Source organism: Tistrella arctica (assembly GCF_039630945.1).
GTDB classification, from domain to species: domain Bacteria; phylum Pseudomonadota; class Alphaproteobacteria; order Tistrellales; family Tistrellaceae; genus Tistrella; species Tistrella bauzanensis.
Map to the genome: position 1 here is coordinate 129,740 of NZ_JBBKTV010000012.1, position 19,447 is coordinate 149,186.

A 19,447-nucleotide genomic window follows, 5' to 3' on the forward strand; every position below is an offset into this window, starting at 1 on the left:
ATTATAGTCACATCCACGTAACCCCCCGATGGTAGCGTCAGTCGACATCATCGGGGAGCTTCGGGATGACGGAGACACAAGCGCTTGATCAATCTGCCGAATCCGGCAGACGGCTACCGCAATGGCTTGGGGTCATCGCGCTCATCTATGTGCTGATCAGCGCGGTCAGCGTGATCGGTACCGGATTCAAGGTTGCAACCGGCGGTCAGGCGCAGGAGCTGTTCAGCTTTGCGATCAACCCCTATGTCGGGCTGGTCATCGGCATTCTCGCAACGGCCCTGATCCAGTCGTCATCGACGGTGACCTCGCTGATCGTCGGCATGGTCGCAGGCGGCCTGCCGGTCGCGATTGCCGTGCCCATGATCATGGGCTCGAATGTCGGCACCACGGTTACCAATACCCTGGTCAGCCTTGGTCACGTTCGCAGCAAGGATGAGTTCCGCCGCGCCTTCGCGGCGGCGACTGTGCATGATTTCTTCAACCTTCTGGCTGTCGTCATCTTTCTCCCCCTGGAAATCATGTTCGGCATCCTTGAGCGTACCGCGATGTCGATCACCGGTCTCTTCGTGGGCGATGCCAATCTCTCGATGTCCAGCGTGAATTTCATGAAGATGCTGACCAAGCCGCTGGTCGGCACGCTTGAAGGCGTGTCGAACCTGCTACCCGGCATCTTCGCCGGTCTGGCAATGGTGGTGATTGGTCTGGCGCTGATTTTCCTGGCCATCACCTATATCGGCAAGTTGCTGAAAGTGCTGATGGTCGGTAAGGCCAAGGAAATCATGCACCGCGCGATCGGCAAGGGGCCGATCACCGGTATCTTCTCGGGCACGCTGGTGACGGTCTTCGTGCAGTCCTCGTCGACGACCACCAGCCTTATGGTTCCCCTCGCGGGGGCGGGCACCTTCAGCCTGCGGCAGATCTATCCCTTCATGCTGGGCGCGAATATCGGCACGACCGTCACCGCGCTTCTGGCCGCGACAGCGGTTGGTGGCGCCGTCGCGGTGCCGGCGATGCAGATCGCGCTGGTGCACATGCTGTTCAACATCTTCGCGGTGCTTGTCATCTTCGGGCTGCCGTTCTTGCGCGATCTGCCGATCTACGGCGCGGAGATGCTTGGCGCGCTCGCATCCGAGCGCAAGATCTATGCCGCGGCCTGGATTGTCGGGGTTTTCCTGCTGCTGCCGCTGCTTCTCATCGCCATCACCACCAGCTTCTGAGGGGCCGCCATGAGCACCGATCTCAGCCGAATGTCCAAGGACCAGCTCGCGAGTGTTCTCGACGAGGCGGAAGCACAGATCGCGGAAATCCGCGCCGAGCTGGCACATCGCCAGCAGGCAGAACAGCATCAGGCCATCGACGCGCTGGAGATGCCACCCATGCGCACGGGCGTCCACTGGGACGAGGTCAAGGCCTTTTTCCAGCAGGTTCTGGATGAACTGCGCAGCGGGAGCACCCCGAAATGAGCCGGCGTTCAGAGAACCGCAATCGTGGACGTGGTCTGGCGATGCTGGCGGCCCTGGCCCTGGCTGCCATTGCGACGGTGTCGGGTGGAAACGCCGGCGTGGCGCGGGCACAGCAGATCGTCGCTGATGGATCGAGCACGGTCTATCCGATCACGGCCGAAGCCGCGCGACGCACAGATACCCGGATCGACAACAACTTCTCGGGCACCACTGCCGGGTTCCGCCGGTTCTGTGCCGGCGAAACCCAGATCAGCAATGCCTCCCGCCCGATCGACAACGACGAAATCGCGGCCTGCGCTGATGCCGGCATCGCGTTTGTCGAACTGCCGGTCGCGTTCGACGCCCTGGCTGTCGTCGTCAACCCCGCCAATGACTGGGCGACATCGATCACGGTCGACGAACTTCGCCGGCTGTGGGAGCCGGCGGCCGAGGGCGTGATCATGACTTGGCGTCAGATTCGCGCCGAATGGCCCGACCGGCCGGTCACGCTCTATGGGCGCGGCCGGGATTCAGGCACATATGATTATTTCACCGGCGTCATCGTCGGCAAAACCCGTGCCAGCCGCCACGACTATCAGGCCAGCGAGAACGAGGAAGAGCTTGCGGCCGCGATTGCCAGTGATCCGAATGCCTTGGGCTTTTTTGGGGTGGGCGCCTATTTCCGCCACTGGGAAGAGCTGAAGGATCTGGCGGTCGATTCCGGCCAAGGCCCCGTGCATCCGGCACTGCGCGAGGTGCTGAGCGGCCGTTATCAGCCGCTTGGGCGGCCCTTGTTCCTCTATGTCGATGCTGCCGCGCTCAAAAGCAATCCACAGATGTCGCGGTTCCTGAGGGGCTATCTGTCGGATATGCGCAACTGGGTGCATTTCACCGGCTATATGCCGCTGTCGGCGGTGGCCTATGACAAGGCACTGGCGCGGGTAGATGCGGGAACGACCGGAACCCGCTTCAATGGCGCGTTGCAGGTCGGCATCGGCATCGACGACCTCTATAATAATTGAGCCACACCATGCCGTCGGCCCGGCTCGTTCGAAATGCATGCGGCGAGCCGGGCAGCAATCTGAAGCAGGAGATCCAGGGTGGACACGAAAGACGGTTCCGTGAATGGCGTGGCGGAGTGGCTCAAGGCAGAGCTTGAAGACACACTCGATGAAGATTACGAGCTTGAAATTTCCGAGCCCGCCCTGTCGCTTGAGCTTGCCAAGATATACAAGAAGGCTCACCCGGATGCGCTTGACCGCCATGTCTATTTCCAGGAACTGATCTGGCTCCAGTCGGAACTGATCAAGCTTCAGGATTGGGTTGCCCATACCAAACAGAAGGTGGTCGTCCTGTTCGAAGGGCGCGACTCCGCCGGCAAGGGCGGCGTCATCAAGCGCATTACGCAACGGCTCAATCCACGCATCGTGCGGGTGGTCGCGCTTCCGGCGCCCAGCGACCGTGAAAAGACGCAGTGGTATTTTCAGCGCTATGTTCCGCATCTGCCCGCCGGTGGCGAGATCGTGCTGTTCGACCGCTCGTGGTATAATCGTGCCGGCGTCGAGCGGGTGATGGGGTTTGCGACGCCGGAGCAGGTCGAGGATTTCTTCCGCGACGTCCCTGAATTTGAACGCATGCTGCTGCGGTCGGGTATCCGCCTGGTCAAATACTGGTTCTCGATCACTGACGAAGAGCAGCAGTTGCGCTTCATGATGCGCATCCACGACCCGATGAAGCAGTGGAAGCTCTCGCCGATGGATTTGCAATCACGCGTGCGCTGGGAGCAGTACACCAAGGCCAAGGAAGAGATGTTCGCGCGCACGAGCATTCCCGAGGTGCCCTGGTACATCGTTGAAGGCAACGACAAGAAGCGGGCGCGCCTGAACTGCATCAATCACCTGTTGCAGCAGATGCCGTATGAACCGGTTCCGCACGAGGAAATCACCTTGCCGAACCGTGTTTTCAACCCAGAATATGAGCGGGAAACTCTTCCGCGCGAGCTTTACGTGCCGCAGAAGTACTGACACCGTCGAGCGGGCGCGCGCCCGTATCCGCCGTGCTCGGCAAGGTGGTGCTTTCTGCCATCCGGCGAAGACCTGTGCGGCCAGCTCCGCATAGGCCGGCGGGAACAGGGGCAATTGACCACGCTGGTCGAACTGGTCGACGTGCTGATGATCGAGGCGCTCCGAAGCGTTGCCGGACCATCCGCGTCGGATCGCACACGGTATTTCTGCCGGCCCGAAACAGGCTGATCGAGATTTTTCGGTTCTGTGGCCGCGAGACGGATATGCGACGGGCTTCCATGCTCGGCTGGGGCGCCTGATGCGCAAGGCGTCTCGGTATGGCGGCACGCCAGAAAAGCTACATGCCTGTGTCACCCCATGGGGGTGACACAGGGGTAAGGCCTGAGGGCACCTCCGCTGCTTCCTTGACCCCCCTCAGCCCTTCAGATCGGGGAAGTCGTCTTCCGAGAAGGCGATGCCGTCGCGGGTCTCAGGTGCCTCGCCGGCGGCTTCGCCCCGGCGCAGCTCCACGCGGCGGATCTTGCCCGAGATGGTCTTGGGCAGATCGTCGGTGAACTCGATCCGGCGGATCCGCTTATAGGGCGCCACCCGGCCGCGGACATAGGCCAGGATGTCACGTGCCGTGGTGGCATCCGGCTCGAACCCCTTGATCAGCGAGACATAGGCTTTTGGCACCGCCAGTCGCAGCGGATCGGGTGAGGGCACCACCGCGGCTTCGGCCACCGCGTCATGCTCGATCAGCACGCTTTCCAGTTCGAACGGGCTGATGCGGTAATCCGATGCCTTGAACACGTCGTCGGCTCGGCCGACGAAGGTGAAATAGCCGTCGGCATCACGGGTGGCGACATCGCCGGTGCGGTAGTGATCGCCCGCGGTGGCGAGCAGCGCCTTGCCCGATGCGGCCTCATAGCCGCGCATCAATCCGGCCGGGCGGTTATCACCCAGCCGCAGCGAAATCTCGCCTTCCTCGGCCTCGTTGTCGTCGGCATCGAGCAGCGTGGCCACATAGCCGGGCAGGGACCGCCCCATCGATCCGGGTTTGATCGGCTGGGCGGGCGGGTTGCCGAACTGGGCGCTGGTCTCGGTCTGGCCATAGCCATCGCGGATGGTCAGCCCCCAGGCGGCCTTGACCTGATCGATGATTTCCGGGTTCAGTGGCTCGCCCGCGCCGCAGACCTCGCGTAGCTGTGTGTGGATCTGGCTCAGATCCTGCTGAATGAACATCCGCCAGACCGTTGGCGGCGCGCAGATCGTGGTGACGCCGCAGCGGGCGATGGTCTCAAGCAGGCTGGCGGCATCGAAGCGTGGCTGATTGGCGATGAACACGGTCGCGCCGGCGATCCAGGGGGCGAAGACACAGCTCCAGGCATGCTTGGCCCAGCCCGGTGACGAGACGTTGAGGTGAAGGTCGCCAGGTTTCAGCCCCAGCCAGTACATGGTCGACAGGTGGCCGATCGGATAGCTGGCATGGGTGTGGATCACCAGCTTGGGCTTGGCCGTGGTGCCCGATGTGAAATACAGCAGCAGGTCATCATCGGCATTGGTCTTACCATCCGGGGTGAAGGCGGTGTCGAAGCGGGCGTCGTCATGGGCATCCTCGAACCGCACCCAGCCCGGCGCGGTGCCGTCGGCGGCGATGCGGGTCAGGCCGCGGGCACGGTCGAGGGTTTCGAATTTCGGGCAGTGCTCGGCGGCGGCAATGACGTGTCGCACGCGCCCGCGCTCAAGCCGGTCGTCGAGGTCTTCGGGTGACAGCAGGGTGGTTGCGGGGATCACGACCGCGCCCAGCTTCATTGCCGCCAGCATCGTCTCCCACAGCGGCACGGTGTTGCCCAGCATCAGCAGGATGCGATCGCCGCGCGCGACGCCCAGATAGCGCAGGTGATTGGCGACCCGGTCCGAACGCCGGCTCATCTCGACGAAGCTCAGCACCTGTTCGGCGCCGGTCGGCACATCCACGATCCGCAGGGCCGGCCGGTTGCGGCTTTCAGCCTCGGCGGCGAGCACGCCGTCGAACCAGTCGAGTGCCCAGTTGAAGTGCTCGGGCCGCGGCCAGCGGAATCCGGCGCAGGCGGTGTCGTAGTCTTCGCGATGGGTCAGCAGGAAATCGCGCGCCTCGGCATAGCTCATCGTCATGGGATGCGATCCTCATCGGGGGCTGTCGATACTGGTTTGGCACAGCACGCGTGGCGGCACCAGCCCTTGCACGCATGAGGCGATCGTCGATCGGCGTGTTTCGATCATGGGCTCTCCGGTCGAGGCGCGTGCAGGTGGGCTATGCGTGCAGGGCACAAATGCGCCGTTTCCACCGCTTGACCGATGGCGGAGCGGCCCCTATGGTTACGCCCGTTCGCGACCGGCCCTGCTTTCTCCCGAGAGCGGTGTTGCCCCGCGAACCGCAGTTTTCCTGCGAGCCTGTAGCTCAGTCGGTAGAGCATCTGACTTTCGATCGGGAGCGCCGGCCGGAAACGGCCGGCTGAACAGGTGTCAAATTCGGGGAACCCGTCCGCGTCGCGGCGACGGCAATCCCGAGCCAAGCCCCGGGTCGCTTGCGCGCGTCCTGCGGGAAGGTGTAGAGGCCAGACGGCACCCGCCTGACCCCGATGCCACCCCCCATCATGGTGGGGCGCATCGGATATGGCGAAGGGATGGTCCGGGCCACAAACGTCGTTGCATCTGGCGATGGCGGCGGCGAAAGCCGTGGTGGTGGTGTAATCAGAGGGTCCTGGGTTCGAGTCCCAGCGGGCTCACCAATATGAAAAGGCGGCATGGTCGATCGTGACCCTGCCGCCTTTTTCTATGCCGTTCCGGCCCGATCTGCTTTAGCGGTCAGTGGATGTCATCTTGAAGAAGGCATGCTGCGGGCTGTGGACGAGCGCCTTGGCCTCGTTGACTTAAAAACGATGGCAGGTGTCGGCAGGTGTCGGGTTTGCCCACGACCTCTAATATAGTCAAAGCCTGACAGTTTCCGGCAATCATTGAAATGTGCCTGAGCCGTCGATTACCGCGCGGCAGTTCGCATATTCTTTACACATCAGAGCCTAGTGTTTCCGCCTATATGGCCCTGTTGTGCAGGCCATGTCCGGATATGAGGATGGCTGAAATGGATCATATGCTGGGGCGAATGTCGGTCGCCGTGAAGGCTGCAATGCTTGTGCTGGTGATGGCGCTGGTTGCAGTTGTGGTGGCGGTGCTGGGATTCGACGCGCTCAAGACCAGCTATCGGCACGCCGAGACTATGCGTCGGGCGTCGGAGCGTGCGGTTCTGGGAGAGCGGGCCAACGCCCTGGTCCTGGCGGCGGTGATGGACAGTCGCGGCATCTATATGGCAGAAACGCCTGAGCGGGTGGAGCGGTTCGGCCAGCCCTTGCTCGACAGCCTCGCCGACCTGCGCCAGACCATGCGGAGCTGGGAGGCCATGGTGCCGGCCGGGAGCCGGCCCGAATTCGACGATGCCATGCGCAAGGCCGAAGCCTTCATTCAGTTCCGCACCGAACTGGTCCGGATCGGCCGTGTCGAGGGGGCGCCGGCCGCCCGCATCTATGGCGACAACGAGGAGAATCGCAGCAACCGACAGGCGTTGAACGAGTCCCTGCGGGTGTTGGCGGCGGCGAATGCCCATGCCGTGGATGACGGTATTTCAACCCTGGATCGCCATTACGCCGACCGTGCCATGTTGCTGGTGGTGGTTTCGGCGGCCGGTATCATGGGTGGGCTGGCTGCCGCGGCGGTTGTCGGCATGCTGGGCATCAGCCGGCCGATGAGCCGCATCGCGGGTGCTGTCGACGCCATTGCCGGAGGCCGCCAGGATATCGTCGTGCCGGGCGTCGATCGTCGTGATGAGGTGGGGGTGATCGCGCGGGCGCTGGATGTGCTGCGCAAGGCCCAGGACACCGCACGGCGGCTGTCGGAGGAACGCGAACAGGCGCAGGCCAGGCGGCTGGAGCGGGCAACGCAGTTGGAACGACGGATCAGGGATTTCGACGGACGCGTGGTTGCGGTGATGGGCGAGGTCGGTGGTGCAATCGGTCATCTTCAGGCCACTGCCGCCACCATGACGCGCCTGGCAGACGACCTGCGCGGGCGGGCGGGGTCGTCCGCCGCGGCTGCCGAACAGACATCGGCCAATGTTCAGACCGTTGCCGCCGCCGCCGAAGAGATGGCCGGCACGCTGCGCGAGATTTCCGGTCAGGTATTGCGGTCGGCTTCAGTGGCGACGAAGGCGACGGAACAGGCCGAGGGGGCCGACCGGACGATTCAGGACCTGACCGACGCGGCGGGACGGATCGGGGATATCGTGCGGCTGATCGAGGAAATCGCCGAGCAGACCAATCTTCTGGCGCTGAACGCCACCATCGAGGCCGCGCGGGCCGGCGACGCCGGAAAGGGCTTTGCCGTCGTCGCGGGTGAGGTGAAGACTCTGGCCGGGCAGACGGCCCGCGCCACGGCCGATATCGCGGCCCAGATCGGCACGATCCAGGCGGCCACGGCGAAATCGGTCGAGGCGTTCCGCGCGATCGGTATTACGATCAATCATGTCAATGAGATATCGACCACGATTGCGAGTGCGGTGGAAGAGCAGACCGCCGCCACCGGCGAGATCGCCCGCAATGTTCAGCAGGCCGCCGTGGGCTCGCAGGAGGTATCGGCGACCATAGGCGAGGTCAACCGCGTTGCCGATGATACAGGCGCCGCCGCGCGCGGCTTGCAGCAGGCATCCGAACTGTTGTCGACCCAGGTCGACACGCTGCGTCACGACATCGACGGTTTCCTTGACGAGATGAGGGTGCAGCACCAGACCGCGGCCGCCTGAGGACGGGTAAGCTGGTGGACGGGGCGCCCCTCACCATGTCAGGCTGTGGCCGCGCACCCCGCCACGTTGCTGGAGTTTCATCGCCATGTCGCCATCTTCGACGGACGCCGTCCGGAACCGTCTCCCACAGGCTCTGGTGGCCGGCAGGGCCAGACGGCGGACCAGGGGGCGGATCGTGTTTGCGCTTGCCGGTCTGGCCCTGCTGGCCGGCTGTATTCCCGGCCAGCGTGACCGCGACATGCGGTCGGATATCATCGTCGAGGATGACCGGCATTTCGTGTTCGAGGCGACGGCCTTCGACAAAGGCGAATACGCCAAGGATTCCGATCAGGGCGAAGCGCTGCGAACCGGAATTCTCATGGGAGAACTCGACCGTAAGCGACTGTGTCCAAACGGATATACCATCCAGAACCGCGAGGAGCGGGTGATCGGCAATGCGCCGGCCTCGCAGGGGCGTGAATGGCTGCTGCGCTATCACGGCGTCTGCAAGTGATGCCGGCCCTACCAGACTGATCCCGGTAGGGCCGGCCGGAAGGGGAGGGGGGTGTCACCTCGCCCGGCCGCCGGTCATACCATCCCGATTATCTGTGTCATATCAATGGTATGGCCGGGCGGACCGCGGTGGCCTCCCCCCGCAATCAGGGCTTGGCGGCAGCCTTGATGCGTGCCATTGTGTCTGCCACGCAGGCCCACCAGAGCCATTCAGTGTCGAGACAGTCGAGAAGCCGGAGTTTGCCTTGATGACCGTAACGTCCCCGATCCGCGCAGGGCTGATGGCCTGGGCGATTGCAGCGATAGGTGCACTGTCACCGATTGCCGCCGATGCGGCCGCGGCCACCAAGGCCAAGCCCGTCCAGACCGCAGCTCTGGCGACCGAGCCGCGCCCGATGCCCAAGCCGACCCCGCCGCCCTCGTCGGCGGTGATCGCGGCGGTGGCGCCCTCGGCGCTTGCCGGTGCCCGCGCATTCGACCCCAATCAGGTGAAGTCCGAGATCGATGCGGCCCTGGCCAGTTGGGCCTGGTCGCTGAACAGCGGCCAGCAGGGCATCGTCGTCACCAACATGTATGGCAATGACGCCATCATGATGAGCGATGACGCCCAGGGCGTGATGTTCAACAATGGCGGCATCGTCCGCTATTACGGCAATCTGGTGGCGCAGCGTCCGGACCTGAAGGTGACCTTCGGCGACGGCTGGATCACCGTTCTGGGCCCGGATGTCGGCACCGCCACCGGCTTCTACACCTTCGCTTACACCGAGAAGGGCCGGGAGGTCTCGGTTCCGGCCCGCTATACCCTGATCTATCGCAAGACCAGCGATGGCTGGCGTATCGTGTCGCATCATTCCTCGCGGATGCCCCAGGCCCATAGCTGACCACCTCATAGCCGACCAGGGCCATCTCTGAAACGGGCATCGCCTGCGCCCGCACCGGCGCACATAATCCGTTTCACAGACGGCAAAACCCGCATGGGCCTTCGGGCCCCATGCGGGTTTCACTGTCTGAAGAGGGATTGACGACTGTCAGTCGAGCATGATCGTCCGGCTCTGCTCGCGCAGGAATTGCGGCAGATACCAGGGTCCCAGCCCGCCCTTGCCGCCCGCGCCGCCCGAACCCTTCCAGCCGCAGAACGGCTGATGGCCCGGCCAGGCACCGGTGGTGGCGCCGCTGGCGCGGTTGACATAAAGGGCGCCGGCCTCGGCTCGATCCAGGAACAGGGACCGTTCACGCGCGTCGGTGGCATAGCAGCCGGCGGTCAGGCCATAGGCGACGCGGTTGCCGTCGTCGATGGCGGCGCCGAGATCGTCGAAACCCTGCACGCTGATCACCGGCAGGAACAACTCGTCGCGGTTCAGGCGATGATCGGGCGTCAGGTCGTCGACGATCACCGGCGCCAGATAATGGCCGCGGTCGTGGATGCCGCCGGCCAATCGTTCGCCCCCCATGAGCACCCGTCCGTCGCGGAGCGCCTCGGCGACCACTGCCTGATAGCGATCGGCGGCCCGGCCATCGACCACCGGCCCCATGAACACCGCGCGGTCGCGCGGATCGCCGAGGCGCAGGGTGGCTGTCTGGCGCGTCAGGCGGTCGAGGAAGTCGTCCTTCACCGCGGCCGCGACATAGACCTTCGACAGAGCTGAGCATTTCTGCCCCTGAAGCCCGAAGCCCGAGCGGGCGACACCTTCGGCCGCCCGGTCCAGATCGGCCGACGCGGTGACATAAGCCGGGTTCTTGCCGCCCATCTCGACGATCACCGGCCGCGCCCACGGCCCTGCCGCAAATTGGCGGTGGATGGCCATGCCGACATCGTGGCTGCCGGTGAAGACGATGCCGTCGAGGTCGGCCGCGGCCAGTGCGGCACCGGTCGCGGCCCCTCCGGGCAGAAAGGCCAGCACCGCCGGCGGCACCCCGGCCTCGTGAAAGGCCTGCACCAGCAGCCGGCCCGAGGCGACATTGATCTGACCGGGCTTGTAGACCACGGCATTGCCGGTGACCAACGCCGCCGAGATCATGTTGACCGACAGCGCCACCGGAAAGTTGAACGGCGCGATCACGCCGAACACGCCATAGGGCCGCAACACCGATGCGCAGCTTTCGCGCGGCCGGGCCTGGGGCAGCACCCGGCCGTAGCCCTGGTTGCGTTCCATCTCGGCGGCATAATAGCGGGCCAGATCGGCGGCCTCCTCGGCTTCGCCCATCGCCTCCATCCGCGACTTGCCGACCTCGATCACCAGAACCGGGCCGATCTGCCATTTCATGGCATCCAGAAGGTCGCCGGCCCGGCGGATGATCGCGGCCCGTTCATCCCATGGCCGGGCCGCCCAGGCACGCTGTGCCGCCCGTGCCGTTGCCACGGCGCGCACGACCATGTCGGCGGATGCCGCTTCGGCCGTGGCGACGGGCAGGGCATGGTCGATGGGGCTCGAAACCCGGAAGCCCTCACCACCGGACATCGCCGCGCCATCGATCAGCGGCCGGATCAAAGGCGCGTCGGCCAGCGCCGCCTCCACCTGCGGAAACAACCGGTCCAGGCGGTCGTGGACGGCGGAAAAATCGGTGCCGGTATTCGAATAGGTCACGCGGGGCAGGGCCGCATCAGTCATGGACGCCTCCTGAAGACGGTCGTTTTTCCTGTCGCGGGCAGGCTGGCTGGCGGGCTCCGGGGCGGCGCCGCTCAGCCATGGATGCCCCAGCGCGCCGCCCAGCCGAGACCGTCTTCGGTGCGGGCGCACGGCCGGTATTCCAGCCCGACCCACCCGTCATACCCCAGCCTGTCGAGATGGTCGAGCAGATGGCCAGGCGCGATCTCGCCCCGATCCGGCTCGCTGCGGTCCGGCACACCGGCGATCTGGACATGGGCGATGATATCGGCGTCGCGATCAAGCCGCCGGGTCAGATCGCCGCGGGTGATCTGGGTATGATAGAGGTCGAATTGCAGACCGAGGGCCGGGTGGTCGATCTCGCGCACGATGGCCGCCGCCTCGTCGGGATCGCTCAGGAAATAGCCGGGCATGTCGCGCGGATTGATCGCCTCGATGGTGATGCCGATACCGGCCGCCCCGGCGGCATCGGCCGCGTGTCTGAGCGCCGCCATATAGCTCGCGCGCGCGAGCGGCACCGGCACATCCCGCGGCATCACGCCCGCCAGCACATGCAACCGTCTGGCCCCGATCGCTCCGGCGCGTGCCAACCCGTCGTCAAGGGCGTCTCGGAAGCGGTCATGCGCACCGGGCAGGGCGGCGCAACCCCGCCCGCCCCGGTCCCAGTCATCGACCGGCATGTTGATCAGGGCGACTTCCAGCCCCGCATCCTGGAGCCGGCGGCCGAGCTCGGCTGTGGGCATGCGTTCGGGAAACTGCATCTCCACAGCGGTGAAGCCGCAGGCGGCGGCCGCATCGATGCGTGCAGAGAGCGGACGGTCCGTGAACAGGAAGTCGAGATTTGCAGCGAGGCGAGGCATCGGGGGCGGTTCCGTGGCGGTTTGGGAAGGCTGGCATGCATCCACAACGCTTGCCTAACGCATCCGGGCCCGCCAGTCTGGCATCCGCCCGCAGCCACCGTCGAGCCCCATGACCGCCATCGGCAAATCTCCCGCATCCACGGCGTCCTCTCGCGCCGCCCCGTCACAGGCTCGGCCGGATCTCTCGTCCGACCGCCAGCCGGTGCCCAACCATCCGCTGGACCATCGGCTGCGGGATCTTGGCGGCGTGGCGGAGCTGGCGGCGCGCTGGCAGCTTCTCGACGGGCGGCTGGACGGTGCGGCAGCCCTCAGCCGCGGCCTGGCCGCCTGCATGGCCGCCAGTGTCAGCGCCGGCCGCCGGATGCGGACCCGTGCCGGCAGCGCCTGGCCGGGGCGGCGGTTGATCATGCTGCATCCCGACCTGCTGCGTCCGGGCCACGAGGCCGACCGCGACCAGACCTTCCTGCATGAATGCGCCCATCTGATCGCCGATCTGGAGCATGGCCGGCCCTGCGGCCATGACGCACGCTGGCGGGCGGTGATGCTGGCGATCGGCGAGGTGCCGGCCACCACCCATCGCATCGACTATCTTCAGGCGGCGGCGCAGGCGCGGGTGATCTGGCGCTGCACCGGCTGCGGTCGCGACCATGCCTTCGTGCGCCGCCCGCGGCGCGCCCTGCGCAGCTGCCACTGCCGCGCCTGCGGTCCTGAGCGTGGCCGGTTGATCGAGATCGATCCGGCTGCGGTGCCACCGGCGGTCTGACGCGGCCGGCGCCACGCAGAGCGGCCGGCCGTTCTGCAACCGGCCGTCGTTTCGCGAAGACAGGAGGCCGGATCCACGAAGACATGGCGCGATGCCGCTTTCGGACGCGGAGACTGTCATATTTCAGCGAGGCCTGTGAAGGCCTCTGTGACGTCTCTTCAAAGGTGACCCCAGGGGGTCAAAATCCCAAGCGCCCCCTGAAGGCCTGAAATAGGGGCAAGGGCCCATTTCCGTAGCTTGCATTTGCCGTGGGGTCACGGCCCTGAATCGGCCCCTCAGGGGGCGCTTGGGCCTCGATGTTTTTCTGAAAAAAAATCTGCTTTTTTCCTTTTCCTGCCCGTGGGTTGCCCGTATAAAGCGCCTCCACCGACGTACCCCCTCGGATGACAGGCAGCACGATGCTCCTGTCCGCTGCGTGACCAGGGACGACGGCAGCGGAATGGGAACAACCAGAGCGTCCCGGTCCATGCCGGGCCGCCGCCGGTTTTAAGGGGATCAGCCCAAATGACTCCGAAAATCGAGCGCTTTCTCGCCGACCGACGAGCAGCCGATAGCAATCCTTGTGTTGTCGTTGACCTCGACGTCATCGCCGAGAAGTACCGGGAAATCAGCGAGCAGATGCCGCTCGTGCGGGTATTTTACGCCGTGAAGGCGAACCCCGCCCCGGAAATCCTGTCCATGCTGGTCGAGCTTGGGTCATGCTTCGATACCGCCAGCCTTCAGGAAATCGAAATGGTGCTCGCCGCCGGGGCGACGCCTGATCGTATTTCGTTCGGAAACACGATCAAGAAGGAGCGGGACATCGCCCGCGCCTATGAGCTCGGGGTGCGCCTGTACGCCTTCGACAGCGCCTGCGAGTTGAACAAGATCGCGCGCTCCGCGCCGGGTTCCAAGGTGTTCTGCCGCATTCTGGTCGATTGCGTTTCGGCCGACTGGCCGCTGTCGAAGAAGTTCGGCTGCGCGCCCGCCATGGCCCTGGAACTGCTGACCGATGCGGCCGGCCGTGGCCTCGATGCCTATGGCATCTCGTTCCATGTCGGCTCGCAGCAGACCGATCCGGAGCAGTGGGACCTGGCCATCGGTCAGGCGGCGGCGATCTTCCGCGACCTGGGCGAGCGTGGCGTCGCGGCCCGCATGGTCAATCTGGGTGGCGGGCTGCCGGCACGCTATCAGGACGAGGTGGCGCCGATCGCCGCCTATGCGCTGGCGATCTCTCAGGCGATGACCCGGCATTTCGGCAACCAGTTGCCCGAGATGATCATCGAGCCGGGCCGTGGCCTGGTTGGCGATGCCGGGGTTCTGGAAGCGGAAGTCGTGCTGATCGCCGAGAAGAATTTCGGCGACGAGGTCCGCTGGGTCTATCTGGATGTCGGCAAGTTCAATGGCCTTGCCGAGACCATGGACGAGGCGATCAAGTACCGGGTGAAGACGCCGCGCGACGGTGTCGAAACCGGCCGTGTGATCCTGGCCGGCCCCACCTGCGACAGCGTCGACGTGCTGTACGAGAAGGCCGGCTATGAGCTGCCGCATGCCCTGGAAGTGGGGGACAAGATCCGCTTCCTGTCGGCCGGCGCCTATACCACCACCTATGCCACGACCGGCTTCAATGGCTTCCCGCCGATCCAGGCCTATTACATCTGAGCGCGACTGAATACAGTCGTCAGAGACGCATGACAACGGCCGGCCCGGAATTTCCGGGCCGGCCGTTTGCGTGTCGGGCGGCAGATATGCGACGATCGGCACAGGATATCGCCATAGCCTGGAGAGTTCCCATGCCGTCCAGCCATGACCTTGACGGTCTTATGAAATATCTCGCCCGCACCAAATGGCGCGACTGCTTCAATGAGGTGTTTCACGAGCATGTCGGGCCTGTGCTTGATGCTACCGACCTGACGCTTGACGATCTTTCCGACATCATTGGCGATAACTGGACCGCCACGCTGTGGGGTTGTGCCTTTGAAGATTTCCTGACGCGGGAATACGAGGTCGAGGGTGGCAACATCGTCGACGATTATCTGAGACGTCGCCGTTTGGCCGAGCCTGTACAGACCAGAGCCTATATGAAGGCTCTACGGACCTCCGTGATGAGCCTCTACGAAGTCAGCGACGTCATCCCGGGGCAGTCGCTGATGGCGCGCGACGTCATTCGCGGTGGCGATCAGATCCTCGTCATTGACGGAACGGCGACGAAGACGCTGCAGCAGTGGGACAGGATTGCCGCGCGCATCGTGCCGGTGATGGGCAGAAACGCTTTTGCCGGTGGCCTTCTGCTGTTCAATCAGCAAGCCGCGGAGATCGTCTTCGGTGGTCTGCGTGAGATGTGCGGTGAGGCCGACGCAACGAAGCTTCCATTGATCTCGGACGACGATCTGCAGGCGGTGGCCGCCATCTTCACCCATGCGTGGCTGTTCGATACCCTCAAGCGCGTGACGGGCCGGCCGGCGATTCAGAACTCGGACGGTGATGAGATCGTGTTCCACAATGTCAGATTTCCGCTGACATCTGGTACAACACAAAAGAGTGTCGCCGCACGGTTGAATACGATTTCAAGCCTGTCGCGAGAGAATTCAAAATTCTGGAACTGGTTGGATTCCACGGCTAGCAATTATTATTAACGAATCTTGTTCGTTTAAGATTGAAGCAACGATGGATAATGGTGCATGTGTTCTGGGAAGTATTGAATTAAAGGGGCGATTTCTGCATTTGATGATCAATTCGGCAGCACGTGCGGAGAAGGGAACGACCCTGATTTAACAGGTTCTTGGCAGCTATATTGGTGTTCCGCAAATAGACATCCAGACTGTTGACCAGATGATGGAGGAGCGGCCTGCCCGTGATCAGGCAGAGACCGTATCAGACCTCCCGCCCGATCTTGTCGAGCAGATCGCTCACGACGCCCTCGACCGGCATTATCTTGACACGCTTGATCAGCCGATCCGCATGCTCGGTAATATCACACCGCGCCAGGCCGCAGCGTCACCCGATGGCCGCCATAAGGTTGCAGATTGGCTGACATATCTTGAAAGCCAGTCTATGCGGCATCCGAATGTTGCCGATGCCGTCGAGACCTACAGTTTCACGTGGATGTGGCGCGAACTGGGCGTGCTTGATCTGCGTAAATAACGCCCGGATTCAATGCGATCAGCCCCTGTTCACCCACGGCCGAGAAGATGGGGCAGGTCGGAGAGACTGGACAGCACCGCCCTGGGCTGTCCCGGCAGACTGTCCGGCGGCAGGTCGCCCCGGTTGATCCAGACGGCCTGATAGCCGTAATGCGCCGCACCGGCGACGTCCCAGCCATTGCTGGACACGAAGGCGATCTGGTCGGGCTTCAGGCCGAAGGCATCGGGCCCCAACGCATAAACCGCGCGGGACGGCTTGAAGCTGTGCGCGGCCTCGACCGAGATCACATTGGCGAAGCGGCCGGTGATGCCCGCGGTCGCCAGCACCGCCGACAGCATCACCTGGGTGCCGTTCGACAGAATGCCAAGCGGCAGATTGGCGGCGTTTAGCACCTCAAGCGTCGGCACGGCATCGGGAAAGGCGGGCAGGGATAGATAGGCCTCCATCAACCGGGCCCGCAGCACCTTGTCGGTCAGGCCGACCGAGGCCATGGCATAGTCGAGCGCCTGACCGGTCACCGTCCAGAAATCGGCATGATCGTCCATCACCGTGCGCAGCCAGGTGTATTCCAACTGCTTGCGGCGCCAGGTGTCGCTCAAGGCCCGTGCCACGCCGGGGTCGCCCACCCGGGTCAGCCTGGCGCTGACCGGGGCATGGACGTCGAACAGCGTGCCGTAAACGTCGAAAAGGCAGGCGCGAATGCCGCTCAGTGGTTCAGTCGTCGACATGCCGTCTCGCAATCGGATAGAGGATGACACGCCAGGTATCTGGGGCCGGAAATCATGGCCGTCAATGGCGATGCCGGATGTTGCGGCGCCTCGCGGGTGATGGCCACCTCAGTCCCTGATCTGCGACCGGTCGAGCATGGCGGCGTCATAGCCGCGGGCGGCGATGCCCAGCGCCAGGGTCGGCACCAGCCCGGGATCGGGCCGGCCCAGCCGGTGGCGATAGACGGTCAGCGCCTCAAGCACCCGCTGAACATAGTTGCGGGTCTCGCCATAGGGGATCTTCTCGATCCAGTCGATCACGTCGACAGAGGGGTCGCGAGGATCACCATAGCGGCCGATCCATTCATCGACCTTGCCCGGGCCGGCATTGTACGACGCGACCGCCAGCACGAGATTGCCCCGATAGCGTTCGATCATCCGGCCCAGATAGGCGCGGCCAAGGGTCATGTTGTACAACGGGTCGGTCAGGCGTTCGGGCTGATAGGCCAGGGCCACCTGACCGGCCGTGTTGCGGGCGGTGCCGGGCATCAACTGCATCAGGCCGACCGCGCCGGCGCGGCTGACGGCGCGCGGATTGAACTCGCTCTCCTGCCGGGCAATGGCGTGAACCAGCGCGAAATCGACCAGATGATCCGGCTGCGGATCGCCGGCAACACCGGGTGCGACACCGGCGTCGTCGCCCACCGCCGGATAGCGCAGCTCGACGGCCAGGCGGTCGTCGATCTCGGCAAAGCGCTTGGCGAAGCGCAGCGCCAGATCGGGCCGGGCCAGGCCGCGCACCGCTTCGACAAAGGCATGCTGTTCGTCGGGGCGTGCCAGGGTGTCGGCCAGAGCGTAGGCGAAGGTCGACAGCAGCGCCTGTTCATCGGTACGCGAAATCAAGGCCACCATCACCGCCAGCGGCCGGCCCGACAAGGCCGCCATGGCCTCTTCGGGCGCGCGCGCCTCGTTCGGCGCGGCGAAACTCGCCAGCGTCGTCGGCAGGTCGATGCGTTCGGCGGCGATCTGGCCATAGAAGGTGGTGCGGTCGCGGGCGGCTTCCATCAGCCAGGCCTGGGCGGCTTGCGTGTCGCCAAGCCGGCTGGCGGCGCGCCCTGCCCAATAGGCGGCGCGGGCGCGGCTGATCGGCCGGCTGACCCGTTCATACATCGCGGTGAAATGGGTCAAGGCCGCCTGCGGCTGGTTCAGCGCGCGCAGCGCGATCCATCCGGCCAGCCATTCGGCTTCTGAAAACCCGACCGCATCGGTCTGTTCATGGGTCGAGACCAGATCATAGGCAGCCTGGGCATCGCCGCGTTCCAGCAGCATCCGGGTGACGATATGGCGCTCCAGCCACCAGTCGCCGGGCGACAGCTCGACCGCGCCCACCCGGGTCGCGGCCCTGATCAGCCGCGCCGCCTGATCCAGATCGCCGGCACGGCGCGCGGCGCGGGCCTGGGAATAGGTGAGGCCGGGATCGCTGCGCAGGGCATCGGGCAGTGCCGCGATCAGCCCGGCCGCCTTCGGGCTGCCGGCATTCATCGCCAGCCGGGCTTCGGCTAGGGCACGGCTGGACGGGTCGACCAGCGGCATGGCCATGCGCGCGGCGCCATCCTGGCCGCGCCACAGCATGATATCCAGCCGGCGGCGATGATCGGCTTCGCTCAGCAGGCCGGCGGCGGACAGCAGCAGCGCCGATTGCTGGCGCTCGTTCATCACCATGCTGTCCCAGACGCCGACGGCGATCTTGCGCGCCTGGGTGTCGCGGCCGGTGGCACGCAGGGCATCGATCAGCCGGATGGCACCCTCGGCGGTGCGTGGCGCGGCGTCGCCGAACCAGTCGATCACCTGGGCAGGTGTCCAGCCGGCTGGCAGCACGGTTTCGGCCCGCGCCATGATCCGACTGACGCGCGGCCATTCCGGATGGGCGGCGGCAAAGCCATACAGCCGCTGGTAATCGGCGCTGACCCGACCATCCTGCAGCTCCGACCATTCGACGAAATCGTCGAGCGGGCGCAGCTTCAGGCCGGCGGTCAGCGCGCGGGCGTCGTCATAGCGGCGGGCATCCACCGCGTCGAACACCACCTGCACGGTTGCCATGTCCCGCACCGGCGGCACCAGCGCCACGGCGGTGACACCTGCGTCCGATGACTGCGGCGCCACGGTCTGCGATGCAGCCGGCCGGGGTGGCGCGGCCAGCAGCGGGCCGCCGGCCATAACGGTTGCGGCAAACAGGCAGCCCAGGGCGGCAGGGGCCACGCGGCGCAGACCGGGGTGGCGGGGATTGCGGGGCAGGGCGGCGGGCATGGAGAACGCTGACCTCTTGGACGGCCGAAGGGTTCGGCGGGAGGATCGGGTGAATGCGGAGCGTGGATGCGATCGCGCAACAGTGTATCACGGCTGATCCCGCAGCCAAGGGCCGCCATGGCCGCCGGTGCCGATCCCGATGCCGGTTCTGGTCTCTGTCCCGGCTCCGGCCCTTGTGCGATCGGCGCCGCAGGGCTCCGAATCCAGGTTAACGGAGAGGTAACCCGAGGATGGAAGCGAGGTATTTGACATCCCAGCCTGCGAGCTTGCGCCTGAGTTTCAGGCTCTTTTTGTCTGCGACCGCGCGGAC

The 19,447-nt window shown here is 65.0% G+C and carries 16 protein-coding genes; 11 read left to right on the plus strand and 5 right to left on the minus strand.

The annotated features are described in order from the left end of the window. Window positions 1-65 precede the first annotated feature (65 nt). From WG924_RS23625 to ppk2, 4 genes are all read left to right on the plus strand, one after another. Window positions 66-1,217 carry a Na/Pi symporter gene (locus WG924_RS23625; RefSeq protein WP_345935500.1) on the plus strand — a complete coding sequence of 384 codons (1,152 nt, stop codon included), beginning with the start codon at window positions 66-68 and terminating at the stop codon, window positions 1,215-1,217. A gap of 9 nt (window positions 1,218-1,226) precedes the next feature. Further along, the gene (locus WG924_RS23630) at window positions 1,227-1,463 is read left to right on the plus strand and encodes a hypothetical protein (protein ID WP_345935501.1); all 237 of its coding nucleotides are present in this window, start codon (window positions 1,227-1,229) and stop codon (window positions 1,461-1,463) included. Further along, window positions 1,460-2,464, plus strand: coding sequence for a PstS family phosphate ABC transporter substrate-binding protein (locus tag WG924_RS23635; protein ID WP_345935502.1), 1,005 nt, complete (start codon window positions 1,460-1,462; stop codon window positions 2,462-2,464). The genes WG924_RS23630 and WG924_RS23635 overlap by 4 nt, the downstream gene beginning before the upstream one ends. 78 nt (window positions 2,465-2,542) lie before the next feature. Continuing rightward, window positions 2,543-3,466 (plus strand): polyphosphate kinase 2, encoded by a 924-nt coding sequence (gene ppk2 / locus WG924_RS23640; RefSeq protein WP_345935503.1) that lies wholly within the window; start codon window positions 2,543-2,545, stop codon window positions 3,464-3,466. Between the two features lie 414 nt (window positions 3,467-3,880). Here the strand turns inward: ppk2 and WG924_RS23645 are convergent, their stop codons facing one another. Beyond that, entirely contained in the window at window positions 3,881-5,602 is a 1,722-nt protein-coding gene (locus tag WG924_RS23645) for an AMP-binding protein (RefSeq protein ID WP_345935504.1), read from the minus strand. Window positions 5,603-6,560: 958 nt separating this feature from the next. On the opposite strand from WG924_RS23645, the gene WG924_RS23650 reads away from it, so the two are divergent. The 3 genes from WG924_RS23650 to WG924_RS23660 all read left to right on the plus strand — a co-directional run bounded on the left by WG924_RS23650 (window position 6,561) and on the right by WG924_RS23660 (window position 9,652). Further along, a complete protein-coding gene (locus WG924_RS23650) occupies window positions 6,561-8,279 on the plus strand; it encodes a methyl-accepting chemotaxis protein (protein WP_345935505.1) in 1,719 nt (572 codons plus the stop codon). Between the two features lie 175 nt (window positions 8,280-8,454). After that, the gene (locus WG924_RS23655; RefSeq protein WP_345935506.1) at window positions 8,455-8,772 is read left to right on the plus strand and encodes a hypothetical protein; all 318 of its coding nucleotides are present in this window, start codon (window positions 8,455-8,457) and stop codon (window positions 8,770-8,772) included. 247 nt (window positions 8,773-9,019) lie between these two features. Continuing rightward, complete coding sequence (locus WG924_RS23660; protein WP_345935507.1) at window positions 9,020-9,652, plus strand: nuclear transport factor 2 family protein; 633 nt, start codon at window positions 9,020-9,022, stop codon at window positions 9,650-9,652. A 147-nt stretch (window positions 9,653-9,799) separates the two neighbouring features. On the opposite strand, the gene WG924_RS23665 is transcribed toward WG924_RS23660, so the two are convergent. Next, window positions 9,800-11,380, minus strand: coding sequence for an aldehyde dehydrogenase family protein (locus WG924_RS23665; protein WP_345935508.1), 1,581 nt, complete (start codon window positions 11,378-11,380; stop codon window positions 9,800-9,802). Window positions 11,381-11,451: 71 nt separating this feature from the next. Then, window positions 11,452-12,237 (minus strand): hydroxypyruvate isomerase family protein, encoded by a 786-nt coding sequence (locus WG924_RS23670; RefSeq protein WP_345935509.1) that lies wholly within the window; start codon window positions 12,235-12,237, stop codon window positions 11,452-11,454. A 202-nt stretch (window positions 12,238-12,439) separates the two neighbouring features. On the opposite strand from WG924_RS23670, the gene WG924_RS23675 reads away from it, so the two are divergent. The 4 genes from WG924_RS23675 to WG924_RS23690 all read left to right on the plus strand — a co-directional run bounded on the left by WG924_RS23675 (window position 12,440) and on the right by WG924_RS23690 (window position 16,123). Next, window positions 12,440-13,000, plus strand: coding sequence for a SprT family zinc-dependent metalloprotease (locus tag WG924_RS23675; RefSeq protein WP_345935510.1), 561 nt, complete (start codon window positions 12,440-12,442; stop codon window positions 12,998-13,000). A 504-nt stretch (window positions 13,001-13,504) separates the two neighbouring features. After that, on the plus strand, window positions 13,505-14,641 hold the full coding sequence (locus WG924_RS23680; protein WP_345935511.1) for a type III PLP-dependent enzyme: 1,137 nt from the start codon (window positions 13,505-13,507) through the stop codon (window positions 14,639-14,641). 131 nt (window positions 14,642-14,772) lie between these two features. Then, a complete protein-coding gene (locus WG924_RS23685; protein WP_345935512.1) occupies window positions 14,773-15,615 on the plus strand; it encodes a DUF7986 domain-containing protein in 843 nt (280 codons plus the stop codon). A gap of 196 nt (window positions 15,616-15,811) precedes the next feature. Further along, window positions 15,812-16,123, plus strand: a complete 312-nt coding sequence (locus WG924_RS23690) for a hypothetical protein (RefSeq protein ID WP_345935513.1) — start codon at window positions 15,812-15,814, stop codon at window positions 16,121-16,123. A 29-nt stretch (window positions 16,124-16,152) separates the two neighbouring features. Here the strand turns inward: WG924_RS23690 and WG924_RS23695 are convergent, their stop codons facing one another. Further along, window positions 16,153-16,851 (minus strand): haloacid dehalogenase type II, encoded by a 699-nt coding sequence (locus WG924_RS23695; protein WP_345935514.1) that lies wholly within the window; start codon window positions 16,849-16,851, stop codon window positions 16,153-16,155. Between the two features lie 108 nt (window positions 16,852-16,959). Continuing rightward, window positions 16,960-19,137 carry a lytic transglycosylase domain-containing protein gene (locus WG924_RS23700; RefSeq protein WP_345935515.1) on the minus strand — a complete coding sequence of 726 codons (2,178 nt, stop codon included), beginning with the start codon at window positions 19,135-19,137 and terminating at the stop codon, window positions 16,960-16,962. Between the last annotated feature and the right edge of the window lie 310 nt (window positions 19,138-19,447).